16 protein-coding genes and 2 pseudogenes are annotated in these 18,320 nt (G+C 70.3%); 10 read left to right on the top strand and 8 right to left on the bottom strand.

Annotated features, from left to right (window positions below; translation table 11 throughout):
* Window positions 1-28 precede the first annotated feature (28 nt).
* Window positions 29-448 carry a winged helix-turn-helix transcriptional regulator gene (locus MOX02_RS02690; protein WP_147024172.1) on the top strand — a complete coding sequence of 140 codons (420 nt, stop codon included), beginning with the start codon at window positions 29-31 and terminating at the stop codon, window positions 446-448.
* Between the two features lie 124 nt (window positions 449-572).
* On the opposite strand, the gene MOX02_RS02685 is transcribed toward MOX02_RS02690, so the two are convergent.
* The gene (locus MOX02_RS02685; RefSeq protein ID WP_147024171.1) at window positions 573-776 is read right to left on the bottom strand and encodes a hypothetical protein; all 204 of its coding nucleotides are present in this window, start codon (window positions 774-776) and stop codon (window positions 573-575) included.
* Between the two features lie 475 nt (window positions 777-1,251).
* Window positions 1,252-2,088, bottom strand: a complete 837-nt coding sequence (locus MOX02_RS33125; RefSeq protein WP_170267625.1) for a hypothetical protein — start codon at window positions 2,086-2,088, stop codon at window positions 1,252-1,254.
* A gap of 171 nt (window positions 2,089-2,259) precedes the next feature.
* Here MOX02_RS33125 and MOX02_RS02675 point away from each other — a divergent pair.
* A pseudogene (locus tag MOX02_RS02675) lies at window positions 2,260-3,019 on the top strand (Crp/Fnr family transcriptional regulator).
* A gap of 22 nt (window positions 3,020-3,041) precedes the next feature.
* Window positions 3,042-3,341: a hypothetical protein gene (locus MOX02_RS02670; RefSeq protein WP_147024169.1), complete on the top strand. Its 300-nt coding sequence runs from the start codon at window positions 3,042-3,044 to the stop codon at window positions 3,339-3,341.
* Window positions 3,342-3,682: 341 nt separating this feature from the next.
* Here MOX02_RS02670 and MOX02_RS02665 read toward each other — a convergent pair whose 3' ends face one another.
* Complete coding sequence (locus MOX02_RS02665) at window positions 3,683-3,898, bottom strand: hypothetical protein (protein WP_147024168.1); 216 nt, start codon at window positions 3,896-3,898, stop codon at window positions 3,683-3,685.
* A gap of 392 nt (window positions 3,899-4,290) precedes the next feature.
* Between MOX02_RS02665 and MOX02_RS32900 the strand changes: the two are divergent.
* Window positions 4,291-6,012 (top strand): annotated as a pseudogene (locus tag MOX02_RS32900) (PAS domain-containing protein); the annotation flags it as partial.
* 27 nt (window positions 6,013-6,039) lie between these two features.
* A complete protein-coding gene (locus MOX02_RS32895) occupies window positions 6,040-8,463 on the top strand; it encodes a PAS domain-containing protein (protein ID WP_373866709.1) in 2,424 nt (807 codons plus the stop codon).
* A gap of 336 nt (window positions 8,464-8,799) precedes the next feature.
* Here MOX02_RS32895 and MOX02_RS31735 read toward each other — a convergent pair whose 3' ends face one another.
* Window positions 8,800-8,946: a hypothetical protein gene (locus MOX02_RS31735; RefSeq protein WP_174804867.1), complete on the bottom strand. Its 147-nt coding sequence runs from the start codon at window positions 8,944-8,946 to the stop codon at window positions 8,800-8,802.
* 102 nt (window positions 8,947-9,048) lie between these two features.
* Here MOX02_RS31735 and dusA point away from each other — a divergent pair, with 102 nt between their 5' ends.
* The gene (gene dusA, locus MOX02_RS02650; protein WP_147024167.1) at window positions 9,049-10,062 is read left to right on the top strand and encodes a tRNA dihydrouridine(20/20a) synthase DusA; all 1,014 of its coding nucleotides are present in this window, start codon (window positions 9,049-9,051) and stop codon (window positions 10,060-10,062) included.
* Window positions 10,063-10,083: 21 nt separating this feature from the next.
* On the opposite strand, the gene MOX02_RS02645 is transcribed toward dusA, so the two are convergent.
* The 3 genes from MOX02_RS02645 to cobS are packed head-to-tail and all read right to left on the bottom strand — an operon-like array spanning window position 10,084 to window position 11,865.
* Complete coding sequence (locus MOX02_RS02645) at window positions 10,084-10,773, bottom strand: retropepsin-like aspartic protease family protein (RefSeq protein ID WP_147024166.1); 690 nt, start codon at window positions 10,771-10,773, stop codon at window positions 10,084-10,086.
* Window positions 10,770-10,988 (bottom strand): DUF1289 domain-containing protein, encoded by a 219-nt coding sequence (locus MOX02_RS02640; protein WP_147024165.1) that lies wholly within the window; start codon window positions 10,986-10,988, stop codon window positions 10,770-10,772. The genes MOX02_RS02645 and MOX02_RS02640 overlap by 4 nt, the downstream gene beginning before the upstream one ends.
* Before the next feature lie 46 nt (window positions 10,989-11,034).
* Window positions 11,035-11,865 (bottom strand): adenosylcobinamide-GDP ribazoletransferase, encoded by an 831-nt coding sequence (cobS, locus tag MOX02_RS02635; protein WP_147024164.1) that lies wholly within the window; start codon window positions 11,863-11,865, stop codon window positions 11,035-11,037.
* Between the two features lie 96 nt (window positions 11,866-11,961).
* Between cobS and cobT the strand changes: the two genes are divergently transcribed.
* Entirely contained in the window at window positions 11,962-12,984 is a 1,023-nt protein-coding gene (gene cobT / locus MOX02_RS02630; RefSeq protein ID WP_147024163.1) for a nicotinate-nucleotide--dimethylbenzimidazole phosphoribosyltransferase, read from the top strand.
* A gap of 45 nt (window positions 12,985-13,029) precedes the next feature.
* On the opposite strand, the gene MOX02_RS02625 is transcribed toward cobT, so the two are convergent.
* Complete coding sequence (locus MOX02_RS02625; RefSeq protein WP_147024162.1) at window positions 13,030-14,565, bottom strand: sensor histidine kinase; 1,536 nt, start codon at window positions 14,563-14,565, stop codon at window positions 13,030-13,032.
* 248 nt (window positions 14,566-14,813) lie between these two features.
* Here MOX02_RS02625 and MOX02_RS02620 point away from each other — a divergent pair, with 248 nt between their 5' ends.
* The 3 genes from MOX02_RS02620 (at window position 14,814) to MOX02_RS02610 (ending at window position 18,316) form a co-directional block, all read left to right on the top strand.
* The gene (locus MOX02_RS02620; RefSeq protein ID WP_147024161.1) at window positions 14,814-15,269 is read left to right on the top strand and encodes a (2Fe-2S)-binding protein; all 456 of its coding nucleotides are present in this window, start codon (window positions 14,814-14,816) and stop codon (window positions 15,267-15,269) included.
* A 29-nt stretch (window positions 15,270-15,298) separates the two neighbouring features.
* Entirely contained in the window at window positions 15,299-17,515 is a 2,217-nt protein-coding gene (locus MOX02_RS02615) for a xanthine dehydrogenase family protein molybdopterin-binding subunit (protein WP_147024160.1), read from the top strand.
* A 162-nt stretch (window positions 17,516-17,677) separates the two neighbouring features.
* Window positions 17,678-18,316, top strand: a complete 639-nt coding sequence (locus MOX02_RS02610) for a uracil-DNA glycosylase family protein (RefSeq protein ID WP_238179187.1) — start codon at window positions 17,678-17,680, stop codon at window positions 18,314-18,316.
* Window positions 18,317-18,320: the final 4 nt, after the last annotated feature.

Raw genomic sequence — 18,320 nt, 5'->3', positions numbered from 1 at the left:
TTTATACGCACCGAAAGGAGAGTGTCGGATGCGCAAGGCTTTAGCGGACTCGGAGATCGAGACGCGTCGCCGATACCCGGTCCCGGCCGAGACCGATCCGGCCATCGAAGCCCTGGTCCAGGACATCATCGGCAAGGTCGCCGACAAGTGGACCATGCTGATCCTCGAGGCTCTGCAGGAGCAGGGCACGCTTCGCTTCACCCAGCTCGGCAAGGCGGTCGGGCGCATCAGCCAGAAGATGCTGACGCAGACGGTGCGGCAGATGGAGCAGGACGGTCTGGTGCACCGGACGGTGCATCCGGTGATCCCTCCTCACGTCGACTACACGCTCACGCCGCTCGGTGAGAGCCTGAGCGCCGCGTTCTGCGGCGTCTGGATCTGGGCGGAGGCGCACCATGCCGAGATCCTGCGGGCACGTGAGGCATTCGCGGCTGCCAGGAAGGCGTGACGCCGTCGTCTCACCGCCGCAGAGGTCTCCGCCTCCCTCTCCGGCGGGATGCCCGATGAGCTGCGCGAGGCGAGATCCGGAGAAGCTCCGGATCTCGAAACGTGTTTCGCGACCGGCCTGTCCGTCACGCGGCGTGGCGGGCGGTCCGAACGATGTTCTCGTTACCCGCCGACGAGGATCGAACGGGTGCCGCAGCGGGGATTGGCCGAAGAGCATCGGCCAAGCGCACGGCCGGGCCGAACTTCAGTGCGACTGCCGCAGAAAAGCCGTAGTAGATCGCGGCGGCAACGCCGGCGCAGAAGGCGTAATAGAGAAGAAGGGAGGTCACCGGCGCAGCTCCAGTCAGTGGTGAACTGCATTGCATGTGGCCGCGGCGCTGCCCCGGGACCAGCGATCCCTTGGCAATCGTGGCATGCCAGAAGTGCATGCGGTTCGGCCTTCGCGACTGGGCCATGCGAACCGACCGGCCGTCACGTCAGCAGTTTCCGATGCGATTTCCAATCACGACTGTCGCGATGGCGAGCATTGCCAATGACCGCCTCCCGGAGGTCGCTGGGACTGATCGAATGGCCGGAAGGGGTGCATCGTTGCCGGGCGGGTTTTGACCGAAGGCGGAACGGCGGCGTACGGGCGAGTGCTGGGCTCAGTGGACGTCTCGGTTCGGCTGGGATCGTCCGTGTCAATCCCTCGCGAGCGACGTTCAATAGGGTCCGGAACGTCGGCGCGTCTGCTGCTCCAGAATACCGGACGACGTGTGGGGAACGAGTTATGTCGACGCGTGGGCCGGTCCACATGAGCGAGCCCTATTGGAACGGGGCCGTGATCGTCCGCGTGGCTTCACCCAGGTTGTGGCAACCAACCGCTTGCTCGGTGCAGAAGTCGACGATCGCTGACTTTGAGCCCGGGCGTCGGCGACTGTGAGACCAGTGTGCTCCCGCCTGTATTCTGCGGAGAGCGACATGCCGCGGTACTTTTTCGACGTTCACGACGGCGGTCCGGAGTTCGATGACACTGGCACCGAGCTTTCCGGCCCAGACGAGGCCCGTGCAAAGGCCCGGTCCCTCCTGCCGGACATCGCCCGCGAGGAGATCCCCAAGAATGGCGACCAGCGCATCTTCACGGTAATGGTCAGGGACGAGAGCGGCCATCCCGTCTACTCGGCCACGCTCTCGTTCGCGGGCCTCCGATTGCAGCGATAGATCCGCTCGCGATGGCTGTCGGTGACCGTGACCGCCGATGTCCAGCGCGCGAAGGCGAGCCAGGAGGGCATGGGTCTCGGACAGGTTCGCGCAGAGTGCGTCCCGCTCCCGGCCCACCGCGACGATCAGGCGGCGGGTCCGCTCGACCTCCGCCCGTGCCTTCCGATCCAGCACGCGCGATGACCGGCGTGGCTCGCGATCCGGGGCGAGGACCTCCGTGAACGCCACTTCCCTCAGGAAGTGCCCCTCCGCGTCCGAGGTCTCGAAGGCGGAGCGCATCAGGCGGGCCCGGCTCGCCCCGGCATGCGCCAGGCCGGCCGCGATCATCGTGATGCCCTGACACACGTCGAGGTAGGCGTCCTCCAAGTTGTCGAAGGAGGCAGCTTCCGGATCCCGCTGCAGGCCGTCGGGAGTGCGCAGCTGGAAGTCGTCGCGCGGCATGTAGCAGCCTCGGCTGGGCTCGGCCGACAATGCGATCGGCTAGGGTTGGATCGACATCCTGGATTCACCCGCCCGAATTTCCTATGCCGCTACGATTGCGATCATTCACACAGGTGAAATCTCTGCTGGGCTAAGCCGCCTACGCTGAGGCTGCACGCCAGGGAGGCAGGCTTGGCTCAGCACCTCATCCGCAAGCTGGAGCACTTCGTTCGGCTGTCGCCAGAGGACAAGCAGGCGCTGGAGGAAGCTGCTCGCCGGAACGTGCGCGTCTTCGGAGCCCACCAGGACATCATCAGCGAGGGCGACAGCCCGGAGCACGTCAACCTGATCCTGGAGGGCTGGGCCTGCCGCTACAAGCAGCTGGAGGATGGGCGCCGGCAGATCATCTCGTTCTTCGTGCCGGGAGACCTGTGCGACCCGCACGTCTTCGTCCTGCGCGAGATGGACCACTCGATCGGCACCATCACGCCCGTGCGGCTGGCCGAGATCTCACGCGATGTCCTGCTCAATCTCACGGATCGGTACCCGCGGATCACCAAGGCGCTGTGGTGGGAGATGCTGGTGACGACGGCGATCCAGCGGGAGTGGACGGTCAACCTCGGCCAGCGCACCGCGCTGGAGCGGATCGGGCACCTCCTGTGCGAGCTGTTCATCCGGCTGCGCACGGTCGGGTTGACGGAGGGCGACAGCTGCCTGCTGCCGGTCACCCAGGTGGAGCTCGGCGACGCGACGGGTTTGTCGAACGTGCACGTGATATCGCGTGCTGCAGGAGTTGCGGAGCAGGGAGCTGATCGTCCTGAAGGGCAAGCGCCTGACCATTCCGGACCTGGAGGCGCTTCAGCAGGTGTCGCTGTTCAACGTGAACTACCTGCACCTTGAGCGCGAGGGGCACTACCTCGACGCGAACGGACCAGAGCACCTGTCGGCGTGACGATCTGAAGGGCAGGTGCGCGATGCCCGACCCGATACCCGATCTGGACCGCGAGCAAGACGATCTCGCTTGGTTGACGCAGGAGCTTGATCATCTCGCCCAAGCCGATCGGCATCTGGCCGTTTGGAGGCGGCGTATGCTCGATCAGATGATCCTCATCGAGGACCTGCAGGCGAAGAGCTATGACACCACGCTCGCCGAGGCCCTGCTGGCGACGATGCAGCGCACGCTCGAGGAGGGCCAGCGGCACCGGCAACTCATCCTGCAGGCCCTGGCCACCTTCCCGCGATCTCGAGGTACCGGACAGGCGAGGCCTCCATGACATCCAGCCGGCGAGGGGCGCCGTCTCCGATCCCTCCTCCGAGCGCGGACCAATCCACCCCAATGTCTGGAGTAGATACGTAAGCTCTCTTCGCAGGCTCGCGCGAGATTTCCGCTCGCCTCGCACAAAGAAAAACCCCGGCGGGGCCGGGGCTGAAGGTCATCTATGGGGACCAAAAACACGGCCGCTCGGGGGAATGGAAGAAGGCCGTGCATCAGGTCAACGACGCTGCGGATCACCCGTTCCGCGCAGCTCCCCGGCATCCGGCAGGCACGAAACAGCCCCGCCAGGACCTGGCGGGGCTCATCAGCTTGCAGCGTCAGTGCTGAGCAGGAGTTTGCCTAGGCGGCGAGCTTGCCAGCCACGGCCGGAACGTTCTCGTTGCCCGCCTTGACGCGGCTGACCTTGCCGGAAGCAGAGGCGGTCCCGGCGACGGCGACGAACTCACCAGCAGCAACAGTGCCAGCCTTCGGGCTCAGGCGGTCGGCCAGGAATGCGACCAGCGCGACGTTGGCGGCACCAGCGGCGACGGCGGCGGTGAGGAGCAGAGAGATCATGGTGGGCGTCCCGTGCGGTTATTTGCGGTGGAGCGCTTATGCCATTGAACGACCCTCTCTGGCATACCAGATGCCAGATGCCAGTCATGCGAACAACGCATGGGTAGCGGCGCTATAGGGACGAGACCCAACATTTTTGCATTATGATGCTCGTTTCGACAGGCTTCCCTGGTGGTGGAAAACGGCTCGAAGATCCGGCCGATCCGGTCCGGCGCGATCATGCAAGGCTGAATGACGCTGGCATCCCGCGTTCTCACGTTCGGCCCCACCCCTGTCACGCTGCAACGCCCTGACGGTTGCGACGCGCAGCCATTCTCCTGGCGCGATTGCATGACAGGTGAACGCGACGTACGCCCCCGCTACTGCCGAGCGCCGCTCGTCTCACCTACGCGGTGGCTTCCCCTCTGCCGATCCGGCCGGTTCCTCGTCTTGTCCACGTCCACGTTCGCCATCCCCGCTGGCCGCACGTCAGGGTCCGCCTCCTTCCGGAAGCGGGCTCGCCCGGTCACTCGCTCCCGCGTCGGAAAGGCACGTCCGTGAGCGAGGCGGAGGTCGAGCGACTCCGGCGGCGCGAGCGCGAGCTGGAGGAGGAGCTGGCGCGCCTGCGAGGCGACCGCTCCTCGCCTCAGGCGGCTCCCTACCGGGCGATTTTCGACAGCGCCGTCGACTTCGCCATCATCACGACCGATCACGAGGGACGGGTCACCGCCTGGAACCCGGGCGCCGAGCGCATCATGGGCTGGTCGGCCGAGGAGATGCTCGGGCAGTCCGCCGCGACCTTCTTCACCCCCGAGGAGCGGGCGGCGGACCGGCCCGCGACGGAGATGAGGTGCGCAGTCGAAACCGGGCGCTCCGCCGACGAACGCTGGCACCTGCGCAAGGACGGCTCCCGCTTCTGGGCCAGCGGCGAGATGATGCCCTTGCTCTCCCCCGAGGGCGCCGACCTCGGCTTCCTCAAGATCTTGCGCGACCGAACCGAGGCCACGGCGCGGGAGGGCGAGAACCGCCGTGTGAGGGACGAGTTGCAGGTCGTCACCGACGCGCTGCCGGTGCTGATCTCCTTCATCGACCCGGATCACGTCTACCGCTTCGCGAACCGGCACTACGAGACGTGGTTTGACCGGCCCGCGAGCGAGATCCTCGACCGGAAGGTGCGGGAAGTCGTCGGCGAGGAGATCTACGCGGCCCGGCTCCCCTACATGGCGCGGGCCCTGGCCGGCGAGGAGGTCGCCTTCGACGCGTTCATGCCGTACCGGGGCGGCACCACCCGGGAGGCGGAGATCCGCTACATCCCACGGCGGACCCGGTCGGGGACCGTCGACGGCTTCTTCGTCATGGTCACCGACATCGCCGAGCGGCAGCAGGCGCAAGCCGACCTGCAGGCAGCCGAGGACCGCCTCAGGCTGGCGCTGGAGGGGGCCGGCACCGGCATCTACGACTATGACCTCGTGACCGGTGAGCTGACCTGGGACGCGCGCACCCGCGCCCTGTTCGGGCTCTCGGAGGACGATCCGGTCTCGTACGAGGGCGCCTTCCTGCCCGGCGTTCACCCGGATGACCGCGCGCGGGCCGACCGAACCGTCCAGGCGGCCATCGGTTCGCCCGAAGGCTTCGACATCGATTACCGCGTCGTCGGCCGGCGCGACGGCGTCGAGCGCGTGCTCGGCGCCAAGGGCAACACCGTCTTCCGGGACGGGAGGCCCGTCCGTTTCGTCGGCACGGTTCGCGACATCACCGAGGCCAGGGCCGCCGAGGCGCAGGCGCGCCGCCTGGCCGCGCTGGTCGAGCAGTCGAGCGATTTCATCGGCATCGCGGGCGTCGATGGGAGGGCCGAGTTCCTCAACGAGGCCGGCCGCAGGCTCGTGGGTCTGGCAAGCTTGGAGGAGGCCCGCAGCTACGACCTGGTGGACTATTTCGAGCCCGGCGACAGGTCGGCGGTGCTGGGTGAGGCCCTTCCGGCGGCGCGCGAAAGCGGCTTCTGGGAGGGCGACCTCGCGTTCCGCAATTTTTCCACCGGCGCCGCGGTCCCCGTCCACCACACCATCTTCCCGGTCCGCGACGCGCACGGTGCGGTCTCCGGCTTCGGCACCGTCACGCGCGACCTTACGGAGCGTCGGCGGCAGGAATCCTTCCGGGACGCGCTGATCGCGTTCGGCGACCGCCTCCAGGCCTGCCGCGACACAGCGGAGATGGCCGCCGTTGGAGCGGAGATCATGGCGCGCACCCTTGGCTTGGATCGCGCCGGCTACGGCACCGTCGACGCGAGGCTGGAGCATATCGAGATCGAGCGGGATTGGACCGCACCCGGCGTCGCCAGCATCGCGGGCCGCCATCGCTTTGCCGACTACGGCGAGGTCCAGGCCAGCCTGGAGGAGGGGCGCGAGATCGTCATCCCGGACGTGACGACGGACCCGCGGACGGCAGGCAACCCGGCCCCCCTCCTCGCCATTGGCGTCCGCGCCCTGATCAACGTGCCGGTTATGGAGCAGGGCCGGATCGTGGCGGTGTTCTTCCTGCACGACCGGCAAGTGCGCGACTGGCGCACCGACAAGCTCGCCTTCATCCACGACATCGCCGAGCGCACCCGGGCCGCCATCGAGCGGTTCCGCGCCGAGGCGAGCCGACGCGAGAGCGAGGAGCAGTTCCGGGTCTTCGCCCAGGCCATCCCCAACCAGGTCTGGGCCGCGCGCCCGGACGGCTCCCTCTACTGGTTCAACGACCAGTTCTACGCCTATTGCGGCGAGCCCAGGGGCAGCATGCTCGGCCCGGAGGCCTGGGCCGGAATCGTCCACGCGGAGGACGTCCCACCCGCCGCGGCCGCCTGGGCCCACGCCCGCGCGACCGAGGTCGTGTACGAGACCGAGTACCGGGTGCGCCGCGCCGACGGGGTCTACCGCTGGTTCTTGGTCCGGGGCGAGCCAGTGCGCGACGCTGCCGGCCGGGTCGCGCGCTGGGTCGGCACCAACACCGACATCGACGACCAGAAGCGGGCGGTCGCGGAACTGGCACGCCTTGCTGGCAGCCTGGAGCAGCAGGTTGAGGAGCGCACGCGCGACCGCGACCGGATGTGGCGGCTGTCGACCGACGTGATGCTCGTGGCGCGGTTCGACGGCGCCATCGTGGCCGTCAACCCGGCCTGGACCACCCTGTTCGGCTGGAGCGAGGCCGAGTTGATCGGGCGCTCGTTCATGGACTTGGTGCACCCTGACGACGCGGCCAGCACCGCAGCGACGGCCGGCGACCTGTCGGCCGGCTCCGTCATCCCGCGCTTCGAGAACCGCTACCGGCACAGGGATGGCAGCTACCGCTGGCTATCCTGGACGGCGGTGCCGGACGAGAGCTTCATCCACGCGGTCGGGCGCGACGTGCAGGTCGAGAAGGAGGCCGCTGAGGCGCTTGCGAGGACCGAGGAGGCGCTCCGGCAGTCGCAGAAGATGGAGGCGGTCGGGCAGCTCACCGGCGGCATCGCGCACGACTTCAACAACCTGCTCACCGGCATCGCGGGCAGCCTGGAGCTCCTGCAGACCCGCATGAGCCAGGGCCGGATGACCGACCTCGACCGCTACATCAACGCCGCCCAGGGCGCGTCGAGGCGGGCGGCCGCCTTGACGCACCGGTTGCTCGCCTTCTCGCGCCGACAGACGCTGGATCCGAAGCCGACGAACGTGAACGCCCTCGTCCATGGCATGGAGGACCTGATCCGGCGCACCGTGGGTCCCTCCGTGCACATCGAGGTGGTCGGGGCGGCCGGGCTCTGGCTCGCGCTGGTCGACCCGCCGCAGCTTGAGAACGCGTTGCTCAACCTGTGCATCAACGCCCGCGACGCGATGCCGGACGGCGGGAGGATCACCATCGAGACCGCGAACAAGTGGCTCGACGAACGTGCCGCCCGGGAGCGGGACCTGCCGCCGGGTCAGTACCTGTCGCTGTGCGTCACCGACACCGGGACCGGCATGACGCCCGACGTCATCGCCAAGGCGTTCGATCCGTTCTTCACGACCAAGCCCCTCGGCCAGGGCACCGGGCTCGGCCTCTCGATGATCTACGGCTTCGCCCGGCAGTCCGGCGGCCAAGTGCGCATCTACTCGGAGGTTGGCCAGGGCACCACGATGTGCATCTACCTACCCCGCCACTACGGTGAGGCCGAGGGCGACGAGGCATTGCCCGACCTCGCCGGCGCCCCCCGGGCCGAGCAGGGCCAGACGGTGCTGATCGTCGACGACGAGCCGACGGTGCGCATGCTTGTCACCGAGGTTCTGGAGGACCTGGGCTACACCGCCATCGAGGCGGCCGACAGCGTCGCCGGCCTGAAGGTGCTGCAGTCGGACGTGCGCGTCGACCTGCTGGTCACCGATGTCGGGTTGCCGGGTGGCATGAACGGCCGGCAGATGGCCGACGCGGGGCGGATAGCCCGGGTCGGCCTCAAGGTCCTGTTCATCACCGGCTACGCGGAGAACGCGGCGGTCGGCAACGGGCACCTGGAACCCGGCATGGCCGTCCTCACCAAGCCCTTCGTGATGGAGGCGCTCGCCTCGCGCATCAAGGATCTGATCGCGGCTCCTTGAGGCTGCCTCCCGCGCGTCGTCCATGGCGACGGAGGCGAGCGGGTAGCCCCAGGCCGGCCAGGCGATGGCGAACACTGAGCCGAGGTGAGCAGGGTCGTTGCTGACGGTTTGAGGCTCCCGGCCAGCCGAGAGTTCGGAGACGAAGGCTACCACTTCGGCGCTGGTGATCGCAGAGCAGGGCTTCCCCGCGATGCCGTAGCCCTTGATCGCTTTCAGCACCTGCGCCTTCGTGCGTCCGAGCGCTCGGCGTGCATCGCGGACATCACGGTCGAAAACTCCCAACGTGGGATCGTCGATCTTAGCGGCGGCAAGAGCGCCCGGTAGCGCGAGCTCCTGCTATCGCGTCTCAAACCAGGCGCGGGCGGCCGGGCGGCGATCGAAGGTTCGAGTCTCGCGGTGAGTGGCGCCCGCCTTTTTCACCACCACCTGTGCATGGTAACCGGTCGACCCGTCCTTCCGCTTGCGTTCCTGAATCGTGCCCATGCCTGCCTCCAGCAGGTACGGCATGGAGCCGGGAGGTACAGCGTTGCTGTACCTCCCGGCTACGAAAGCGGCGGAAACGGTACAGCAAGGATCGAGCAGCAAGTGACGGTAGAGGCTGAAAAATCCAGCGATTTCAGAGAGTGGCGCTTCTCCGTCGCTCCGATGATGGACTGGACCGACCGGCACTGCCGGGCGTTCCATCGCGTCCTGTCGCGGCGCGCGCGGCTCTACACCGAGATGGTCACGACCGGCGCCGTGCTGCACGGGCCGCGCGAGCGCCTCCTCGGCTTCTCGGCGGCGGAGCACCCGGTGGCGGTGCAGCTCGGCGGCTCGAACCCGGCCGAGCTGGCCCAGGCCGCCCGGATCGCGGAGGATTTCGGCTACGACGAGATCAACCTCAACGTCGGCTGCCCCTCGGACCGTGTGCAGGACGGGCGCTTCGGCGCCTGCCTGATGCGCGAGCCCGAACTCGTCGGGGCGTGTATCGCGACCATCAAGGCCGCCGTGTCGGTTTCCGTGACGGTCAAGTGCCGTATCGGGGTCGATGATCAGGACCCGGAGTCCGCTCTCGACGCCCTCGCCGAGGCGGTCGTTGCGGCGGGCGTCGACGCCCTGATCGTTCACGCGCGCAAGGCCTGGCTGCAGGGCCTGTCGCCGAAGGAGAACCGAGACATACCGCCCCTCGACTACGGCCGGGTGGTGCGCCTGAAGCGGGCGCGGCCGGACCTGCCGGTCGCCGTCAACGGGGGCATCGCCACGGTCGCGGCGGCGCGGGCCCACCTGCAGGATCTCGACGGCGTGATGATGGGGCGGGCCGCCTACAGCGATCCGGCGGAGCTGCTGGCGGTCGATCCCGAGCTGTTCGGTGAGCCGGCGCCGGTCGCCGACGCCTTCGCGGCCGTCGAGGCGTTCGAGCCCTACGTCGCGCAGGCTCTCGCGGCGGGCACGCGCCTGCACAGCCTGACCCGGCACATGCTCGGGCTGTTCAACGGGCGCCCCGGCGCCCGCGCCTTCCGCCGCCATCTCGCCACGCAGGGGATGCGCCCGGAGGCCGGGCTCGCCACATTGCGGGAGGCGGTCGCCCTCGTCTCGCGCGAGATCCCCGAGGCGGCCTGATCCCGTCGCGCGGCGGCCCGCTCACTTGCCCTTCAGGATCAGCCGGTCGCCGCGGACCTCGTAGGAGGGCAGGCGGTTCAGGAAGCTCTGGCCGAGCAGGTTGCCGGACAGGACGCCGGGCCGGCTCACCATGGCGGCGACGCGCCGCTCGATGATCGGCCCGATGCGCAGGCTGTCGAGGAGAATGGGCGCCGCGAAGGTGACGCCGTTCGCCGTCGCGACCCGCGTCGTGAAGGCGTCCTCGCCCGGGCGGATGCCCAGCGCGGCCGCGTTCTCGGCCGTCAGCACCACCGCGCTCGCGCCGGTGTCGAACAGGAAGCTCTGGGTGCTGCCGTTGACCTCGGCCTTGACCGCGAAGGGCCCGTCCGCCCGGCGGGTGATGGTGACGGTGCCGCCCGGGCCGACCGTGGCGCTGCCGGGGTTGAGCTCGCCCATCACCCGGGCCCCCACCTCCTGCGCGGTGTCGCGGTAGGAGTAGCCGACGATGCAGGCGAGGCCGAGGAGGCCCCAGATCAGCAGATAGCGCAGGTTGGTGCCCATCCGGTCCCGGAACTGGTGCCAGAAGCCGGCCATCACGAGGCCCAGGATGGCCACGCCCCAGGTCAGGCCGGCGAGCTGGTCGGGCTCGATCACGCCGGCGATCGGGCCGCCATCCGTGGCGACGAGGACGACGAGGACGAGACCGAGAGCGATGAGCCCGAGATAGATCATGGGGATGCGCGTACCTCCGCGGGCTTGAGATAAGCATCCCGCAGCCGCGCTTCGAGGCCGGCCATGATGGCGCGGCGCTGCGCCTCGCTGAGCGAACCCCACCGGGCGATCTCGTCGCGGGTGCGCCCGCAGCCCTCGCAGAGGCCGGTGCTCTCGTCGAGGATGCAGACCCTGATGCAGGGCGAGGAGGGCGTGGGGCGGCTCGGCTGGTTCATGGCTTGAATCCATGCCCGCGGGCGCGCCGGGCGATCAAGCCCCGCGCTACATCGGGACGGCCACGATCAGGCCGAGGAGCGCGCCGATCTCGGCGGTCTGCTGGCAGGCGCCGATCACGTCGCCGGTCTGGCCGCCGATCCGGGCGCGCGCGAGCGCGGTCACCGCGAGGCTCGCCGCGACGGCCAGGACCGGCATCAGCACGAGGCCGCCGAAGGGCAGGCCGAAAGGGAGCGACAGCAGAACCAGGACGAGGGCGAGCAACCCGGCCAGCCCCGTCGCCGACTTGCTCGGGCGGCCGACCGAGGCGGAGGCCCCGCCCGGCCGGGCCGGCGGAAGCAGCACCATGGGGGTGAGCGCCGCGGTGCGCGAGAGGCTGGCCGCGAGGATCAGCGCGACGGCCGCTGCGGCGCCAGTCCGGTCGAGGAGCGTCGCCAGCGCCCCGATCCGGAGGGCGAGGGCGAGGACGAGGGCCGCGCCCCCGTAGGCGCCGATGCGGCTGTCGCGCATGATCTCGAGGCGCCGGGCCGGGTCCGCCCCGCCGCCGAACCCGTCCGCGACGTCGGCCAGCCCGTCTTCGTGGAGCGCGCCCGTCACGAGCACGAGAGTGGCGACCGCGAGCGTCGCGGCGAGGAAGGGCCCCAGGCCGAGGCCGCGGCCCGCCAGGAGGACCAGGGCGGCCGGTAGGGCCAGGACGAGGCCGGCCAGTGGCAGCATCCGCGGCACGGTCCGGAAATCGGGCGGCAGGTGCGGGTCGGGCTCGCCGGGCAGGCGCGGCACGGGCAGGCGCGAGTAGAATCGCAGGCAGGCGGCGAGGTCGTAGAGGTGGTCGAGGCCCGGCATGTCGGCCTCGCCGGAGCGCCTCGGATCGTCGGCCATCGCGCCTCGCCTTCACCCCCGCATCCCGCCCCGTTATAGCTCCGGCCGCGGTCGCCCCGGCACGGGGGCGGCCCTGCCCACAGGAATGTTCGACCGATGACCGATGCCGGCCCCTTCGCGGATATCCGCGGCCTGATCGCCTCCATGCCGGGCCCGGACCGGGAGGCGGCGTCGGCCGTCGCCGAGCGCGAGGCGCGGCTGACGAAGCCGGCAGGCGCCCTCGGGCGCCTGGAGCACCTCGTGGCGTGGCTCGGCGCCTGGCAGGGCAAGCCGAGCCCCACCCTCGACCGGCCGCTCGTCTGCGTCTTCGCGGGCAGCCACGGCGTGACGGCGCGCGGCGTCTCGGCCTTTCCGGACGCGGTGAACCGGCAGATGCTCGACAATTTCGCCGCCGGCGGCGCCGCCATCAACCAGATCTGCGCGGCCTACGGGCTCGGCTTCAAGGTGTTCGATCTCGCCATCGACCTGCCCACCGGAGACATCACGGTCGGGCCGGCCTTCGACGAGAAGGCGTGCGTCGCCACCATGGCCTTCGGCATGGAGGCGGTGGCAGCCGGTACCGACTGCCTCGCGGTCGGCGAGATGGGGATCGGCAACACCACGGTCGCGGCGGCGATCTACGCGGCGCTGTACGGGGGCGAGGCGCGCCACTGGGTCGGGCGCGGGACCGGCGTCGACGACGCCGGCATCGCCCGCAAGATCGCGGCCGTCGAGGCTGCGCTCGCCCACCACGCCGGCCATCTCGACGACCCGCTGGAGATCCTCTCCCGGCTCGGCGGGCGCGAGATCGCCGCGATGGCGGGCGCCATCCTGGCCGCGCGCCTGCAGCGGGTGCCGGTGATCCTCGACGGCTACGTCGCCACCGCCGCGGCCGCGATCCTGCACGCCGTCGATCCCGCCGCCCTCGACCATTGCCTGGCGGGCCACGTCTCGGCCGAGGGCGCGCACGCGGACGTTCTGGAGCGCCTCGGCCTCGTGCCGCTGCTGGCGCTCGGCATGCGCCTCGGCGAGGGCTCGGGCGCGGCGCTCGCCATGGGCCTTCTCAAGGCCGCGCTCGCCTGCCACCGCGACATGGCGACCTTCGAGCAGGCGGGCGTGTCGGGGCGCTCGGACGCGTAGGGCGCGCCGCGCTCCCTATCCCGAACGGGAGAGGCGGGAGCTGCCTCAGGCAGCCTTCGCCGGACGCCGCACCGTCGCCGGCTGGGCCTCGGCCGTGACATCCACGGCCGGCAGCGTATCCATCACCCGGCTCGCCGGCAGGGTGACGATGACCTCGGTGCCCTCGCGGGGGCGCGAGGCGAGCTGGAAGTTGCCGCCGTGCAGGTCGACGAGGCCCTTCACGATCGGTAGCCCGAGCCCCGAACCCTGCTCGGCGGTCTTGATGGCGAGCGAGCCGCGGCCGAAGGACGACATCACCGTGCCGAGCTCGTCCTCGGGAATGCCCGGGCCGCTGTCCTTGACAGCGAGGTACTGGCCGCCGGAGCTTGTCCAGCCGACCTTGATGGTGATCTCGCCGCCGGGCGGCGTGAACTTCACGGCGTTCGAGAGGAGGTTCAGCACGATCTGGCGCAGCGCGCGCTCGTCCGCCCAGATCCGAGGCAGGGAATCGTCCACGAAGTCGTGGAAGACCTGCCCCTTCGAGCGCGCGCGCAGGCCGATCATGTGGCGGCATTCCTCGACGATGTGGGCGAGGAAGATCGCCTCCTCGTTCATCTCGTAGCGTCCCGCCTCGATCCGCGAGAGGTCCAGGATCTCGTTGATGAGGTTGAGGAGATGCAGGCCGCTGTCGTGGATGTCGTTCGAGTATTCCTGATAGCTCGGCGCGGTGTGCGGCCCGAACACCTCGTTCTTCATCACCTCCGAGAAGCCGAGGATGGCGTTGAGCGGCGTGCGCAGCTCGTGGCTCATCGTGGCGAGGAAGCGGGACTTGGCGAGGTTCGCCTCCTCGGCGCGCCGCCGCGCCTCGTCGGAATTGGCCTTGGCCTGCTCCAGCTCGGCGAAGATCGCGTCCTTCTCGGCGCGCGATTGAAGAGCGCCGACCGTCGAGGTGTAGAGGCGGCGCGCGAGTCCCAGGAAGAAGAGCTGCGAGCCGACCGCCATGGCCACCAAGAGCAGCGCGTCCATGTCCCGCGAGAAGGCGAGGAGCGAGAGCGTCGCCAGCGCGAGCGGCACGAGGCCCGCCACGGCGGCGGCCGGCACCGTCGCGGCGAGCATGGTCGCCACCGCCGCCGCGATGACGAGCCCGAACAGGGCGAAGGTCCGTCCGCCCGTCGCGCACAGCCCGATCATCGCCGACCAGCACAGGCTCTGCACCGTCTCGCCGGCGACGAACAGGCGCCGCCAGCGCGCGAGCGAGACTTCCTCGGGATTCTGGCGCAGGAAGCGGCGGCAGCCGGCGGAGATCACCGTGATCGCCGCGAAGATGCAGAGCGCCCAGGCTCCCGCCACGACGGGCGGCGTCCAGAAGGCCGAGGCGCCCGCCATCACCACGGCGAACAGGCCGAGCGGGATCCCGGCGCCGACCCGGTACTGCGCGTAGAGGCGCAGCAGCTCGTAGTCGAAGGCCCGCTCCAGGCCGGTGGCGGAGGTCAGCTTCTCGCGCGCCGAGCGCATGTCGCGCGCGATGCCGCGGCGGCGGTTGGCCTCCTCCGCGGACGGGCCGCGACCCCGCTGGACCATCTCCACAGTCAGGTCGGACATCGGTCTCGAAGTTTACGCTTGGGGACGCCCACACGGGTCGAGGGCGGCGTGCCGAAACGCCACCGCCCGCAGGATGGTATGGATGTGTTAAGAACCGCCTGCTGCGCCCGCTCGGATTGTCCGCATCCGCGAAAGGTGCCGGGCCCCGCCGCGCCCCTCGCGCGGCCGGCAGGTGCGCGGCCGCACATCGGTTGCGCGCGCGGCACCGCTACCGCTCGGCGATCCTCGCCAGATCGGAGGGCTTCGGGATGATCAAGCTGACCGTCAACGGCACCGCCCACGAGGTCGATGCCGATCCCGAGACCCCGCTCCTCTGGGTGCTGCGCGACCATCTCGACAAGACGGGCACCAAGTACGGCTGCGGCATCGCCCAGTGCGGCGCCTGCACCGTCCATCTCGACGGGCAGCCGGTCCGGTCCTGCCAGACCCGGATCGGCGACGTCGGCGAGGGCAAGGTCACGACCATCGAGGGCGTCTCGGGCCGGGTGGCCGAGGCGGTCCAGACGGCGTGGCGCAAGCTCGACGTGGTCCAGTGCGGCTACTGCCAGTCCGGCCAGATCATGTCGGCGATCGGGCTCCTCACCGACAATCCGAAACCCTCGGATACCGACATCGCGGGCGCCATGGACGGCAACATCTGCCGCTGCGGCACCTATCAGCGCATCCGCGCGGCGATCCACGAAGCCGCGCGCTCCCTCGCCTGATTCCCGTTCGTCCTGACTGGAGCACCCCCATGCTGACAATCGGTCGGTCGAAGACCGGAGCGCGCGCCCCGCGCGTCTCCCGCCGCGGCTTCCTCGGCGGCGCCGCCGCCGCCACAGGCGCCATCGTGATCGGCTTCCGCCTCGACCCGAAGGGCGCGGCCTACGCCGCCGGCGGCCCGGACCTCTCGAAGGTGAAGGCGATGCCGAACGCCTTCGTGCGGATCGCCTCCGACGACACCGTCACGGTGATCGTCAAGCATCTCGACATGGGCCAGGGCAACACGACCGGGCTCGCCACCATCCTGGCCGACGAGCTCGACGCGGACTGGTCGCGCGTGCGCACCGAATTCGCGCCGGCCGACGCCGCCCTCTACAACAACACCCTGATGGGTCCGGTGCAGGGCACCGGCGGCTCGACCGCCATCGCCAATTCCTGGTTCCAGCTGCGCAAGGCGGGCGCGGCCGCCCGCGAGATGCTGGTCGCCGCCGCCGCCTACCAGTGGAAGGTGCCCGTCGCCGAGATCTCGGTCGAGCAGGGCGTCGTGCGCCACGCGGCCTCGAAGCGGGAGGCCCGGTTCGGCGCGCTCGCGGCTTCCGCCGCCACCCTGCCGGTGCCGCAGGAACCTCGCCTCAAGGAGCCGGGCGAGTGGCGGCTGATCGGCCAGAGGGTGCCCCGCCTCGACTCGGTGGCCAAGACCGACGGCAGCGCGATCTACTCCCTCGACATCCGGCGGCCGGGCCAGGTGACGGCGGTGGTCGCCCACGCGCCGCGCTTCGGCGGCGCCGTGAAGAGCGTCGACGATACGGCGGCCCGCGCCGTGAAGGGCGTTCTCGACGTGGTGACGATCCCGACCGGCGTCGCGGTCATCGCCAAGGACACCTGGACCGCCATGAAGGGGCGCGACGCCCTCAAGGTGACCTGGGACGATGGCGCGGCGGAAGCCCGCTCCTCCGAGGCGATCCTCGCCGAGTACCGCGAGACCGCCAGGCGCCCCGGCCTCGTCGCCTCCGAGCGCGGCGATCCGGAGGCCGGCATCAAGGGCGCCGCCAAGGTGCTGGAGGCCGAATTCAGCTTCCCCTACCTCGCCCACGCGGCGATGGAGCCGCTCAACGCGACGATCGAGCGGGCCTCTGACGGCACCTACGACGTCTATGCCGGCTGCCAGCTCCAGACGGTGGAGCAGGCGGTGATCGCGGCGATCCTCGGCGTGACGACCGACAAGGTCCGGCTGCACACGCTCTGGGCCGGCGGGTCGTTCGGGCGCCGCGCCACGCCGGGCGCGGACTACCTCGCCGAGGCCGCCGCCATCGTGAAGGCGACGGGCGGCAAGGCGCCGGTCCACCTCGTCTGGACCCGCGAGGACGACATGACGGGCGGCTACTATCGCCCGACCGTCTATCACAAGCTGCGCGCCGGGCTCGACGCCAAGGGCGCCATCACGGGCTGGCAGCACGTGATGGTCGGCAAGTCGATCATGATCGGCTCGCCCTTCGAGGCGATGATCGTGAAGAACGGCATCGACGGCACCACCGTCGAGGGGGCATCGGACACGCCCTACGCGCTGGCGGCCTACCGGTTCGAAGTCCACAATGCCCGCGAGGGCGTGCCGGTGCTGTGGTGGCGCTCGGTCGGCCACACCCACACGGCGCAGGTCATGGAGGTGTTCATCGACGAGCTCGCTCACGCGGCGAACGTCGACCCGCTCGCCTACCGCCTCGCACTGCTGAACCAGGCGCCCCGGCTCTCCGCCGCGCTGAAGCTCGCTGCCGAAAAGGCGAACTGGGCCGAGCGGACCCGGGAGAAGGGGCACGGCCTCGGCGTCTCGGCGCACGAATCCTTCGGCTCCTACGTCGCCATGGTGGCCGACGTCTCGGTGCAGGAGGCGAGCGTCAAGGTGAATCGCATCGTCGCGGCGGTCGATGTCGGCATCGCGGTCAACCCGGACATCATCCGCGCGCAGGTCGAGGGCGCCGTGGGCTTCGCCCTGTCCTCCGTCCTGCGCAACCGCATCACGCTCAAGGACGGCGTGGTGCAGGAGCGGAACTTCGACAGCTACGAGCCGACGCGGATGAGCGAGATGCCGGTCGTCGAGGTGCACATCGTGCCCTCGCAGGCCGCGCCGACCGGCATCGGCGAGCCCGGCGTGCCGGTCCTCGCCCCCGCGATCTCGAACGCGATCTTCGCCGCGACGGGCCAGCGCCTGCGCTCGCTGCCCCTCGACCTCGCGAGCCTCAGAGGCGTGTGATCCAAGGATCCGGTGAGCCGGGGGTGTGAGGAAACGCACAGACCTCCGGGCGCTCGAGGCGCAGGTTCGCCTCACCCCAAAGGTTTCGACCCAACTCATCGACGGCGCGGCTCAACACCGCGCCGTCTTTTCGTTCCGGCCTCTCCCGCCCATCTGCGGGACGTGCCGCAACGCGCCCGAATTTTCCCCGCCGCCTTCGACGAGACCGCCGCGCGGCTCAGAGCCTGCCGCCTCTGCCGCGACGCGCCCGTCTACGGCGCGCCCCTGCCGCAGGAGCCGCGGCCGATCGTGCAGGGCAGCGCCACCGCGCGCCTCTGCATCGCCTCGCAGGCGCCGGGCACCCGGGCCCACCGCACCGGGCGCCCCTTCACCGATCCGTCCGGCGTGCGCCTGCGATCCTGGCTCGGCCTCGACGAGGCGGCGTTCTACGACGCTTCCCGCGTCGCCATCGTGCCGATGGGCTCCTGCTTCCCGGGCCTCGACGCCAAGGGCGGGGACCGGCCGCCGCGCCGCGAATGCGCGGAAAGCTGGCGGGCGGAACTCTTCGCCGGGCTGCCCGACCTCGACCTGATCCTGGTCATCGGGCAGTACGCGCAAGCTTGGCATCTCGGGCGCTGCGAGGGCGGCCTCACGGGCACCGTCGCGCGCTGGCGCGAGATCCTGGCGGAGCCGCGCCGGCCGCGGGTGCTGCCCTTGCCGCACCCGTCCTGGCGCAACAACGGCTGGCTGCGTTGCCACCCCTGGTTCGAGACCGACCTTCTGCCGGTGTTGCGCGCCGAGGTGGCGCGCGCGATGGCCTGAGGCC

The sequence above is a fragment of the Methylobacterium oxalidis genome, from assembly GCF_007992195.1.
GTDB classification, from domain to species: domain Bacteria; phylum Pseudomonadota; class Alphaproteobacteria; order Rhizobiales; family Beijerinckiaceae; genus Methylobacterium; species Methylobacterium oxalidis.
Note: the sequence above shows the minus strand (reverse complement) of the source record. Positions and strands in the feature narration are given on the sequence as shown.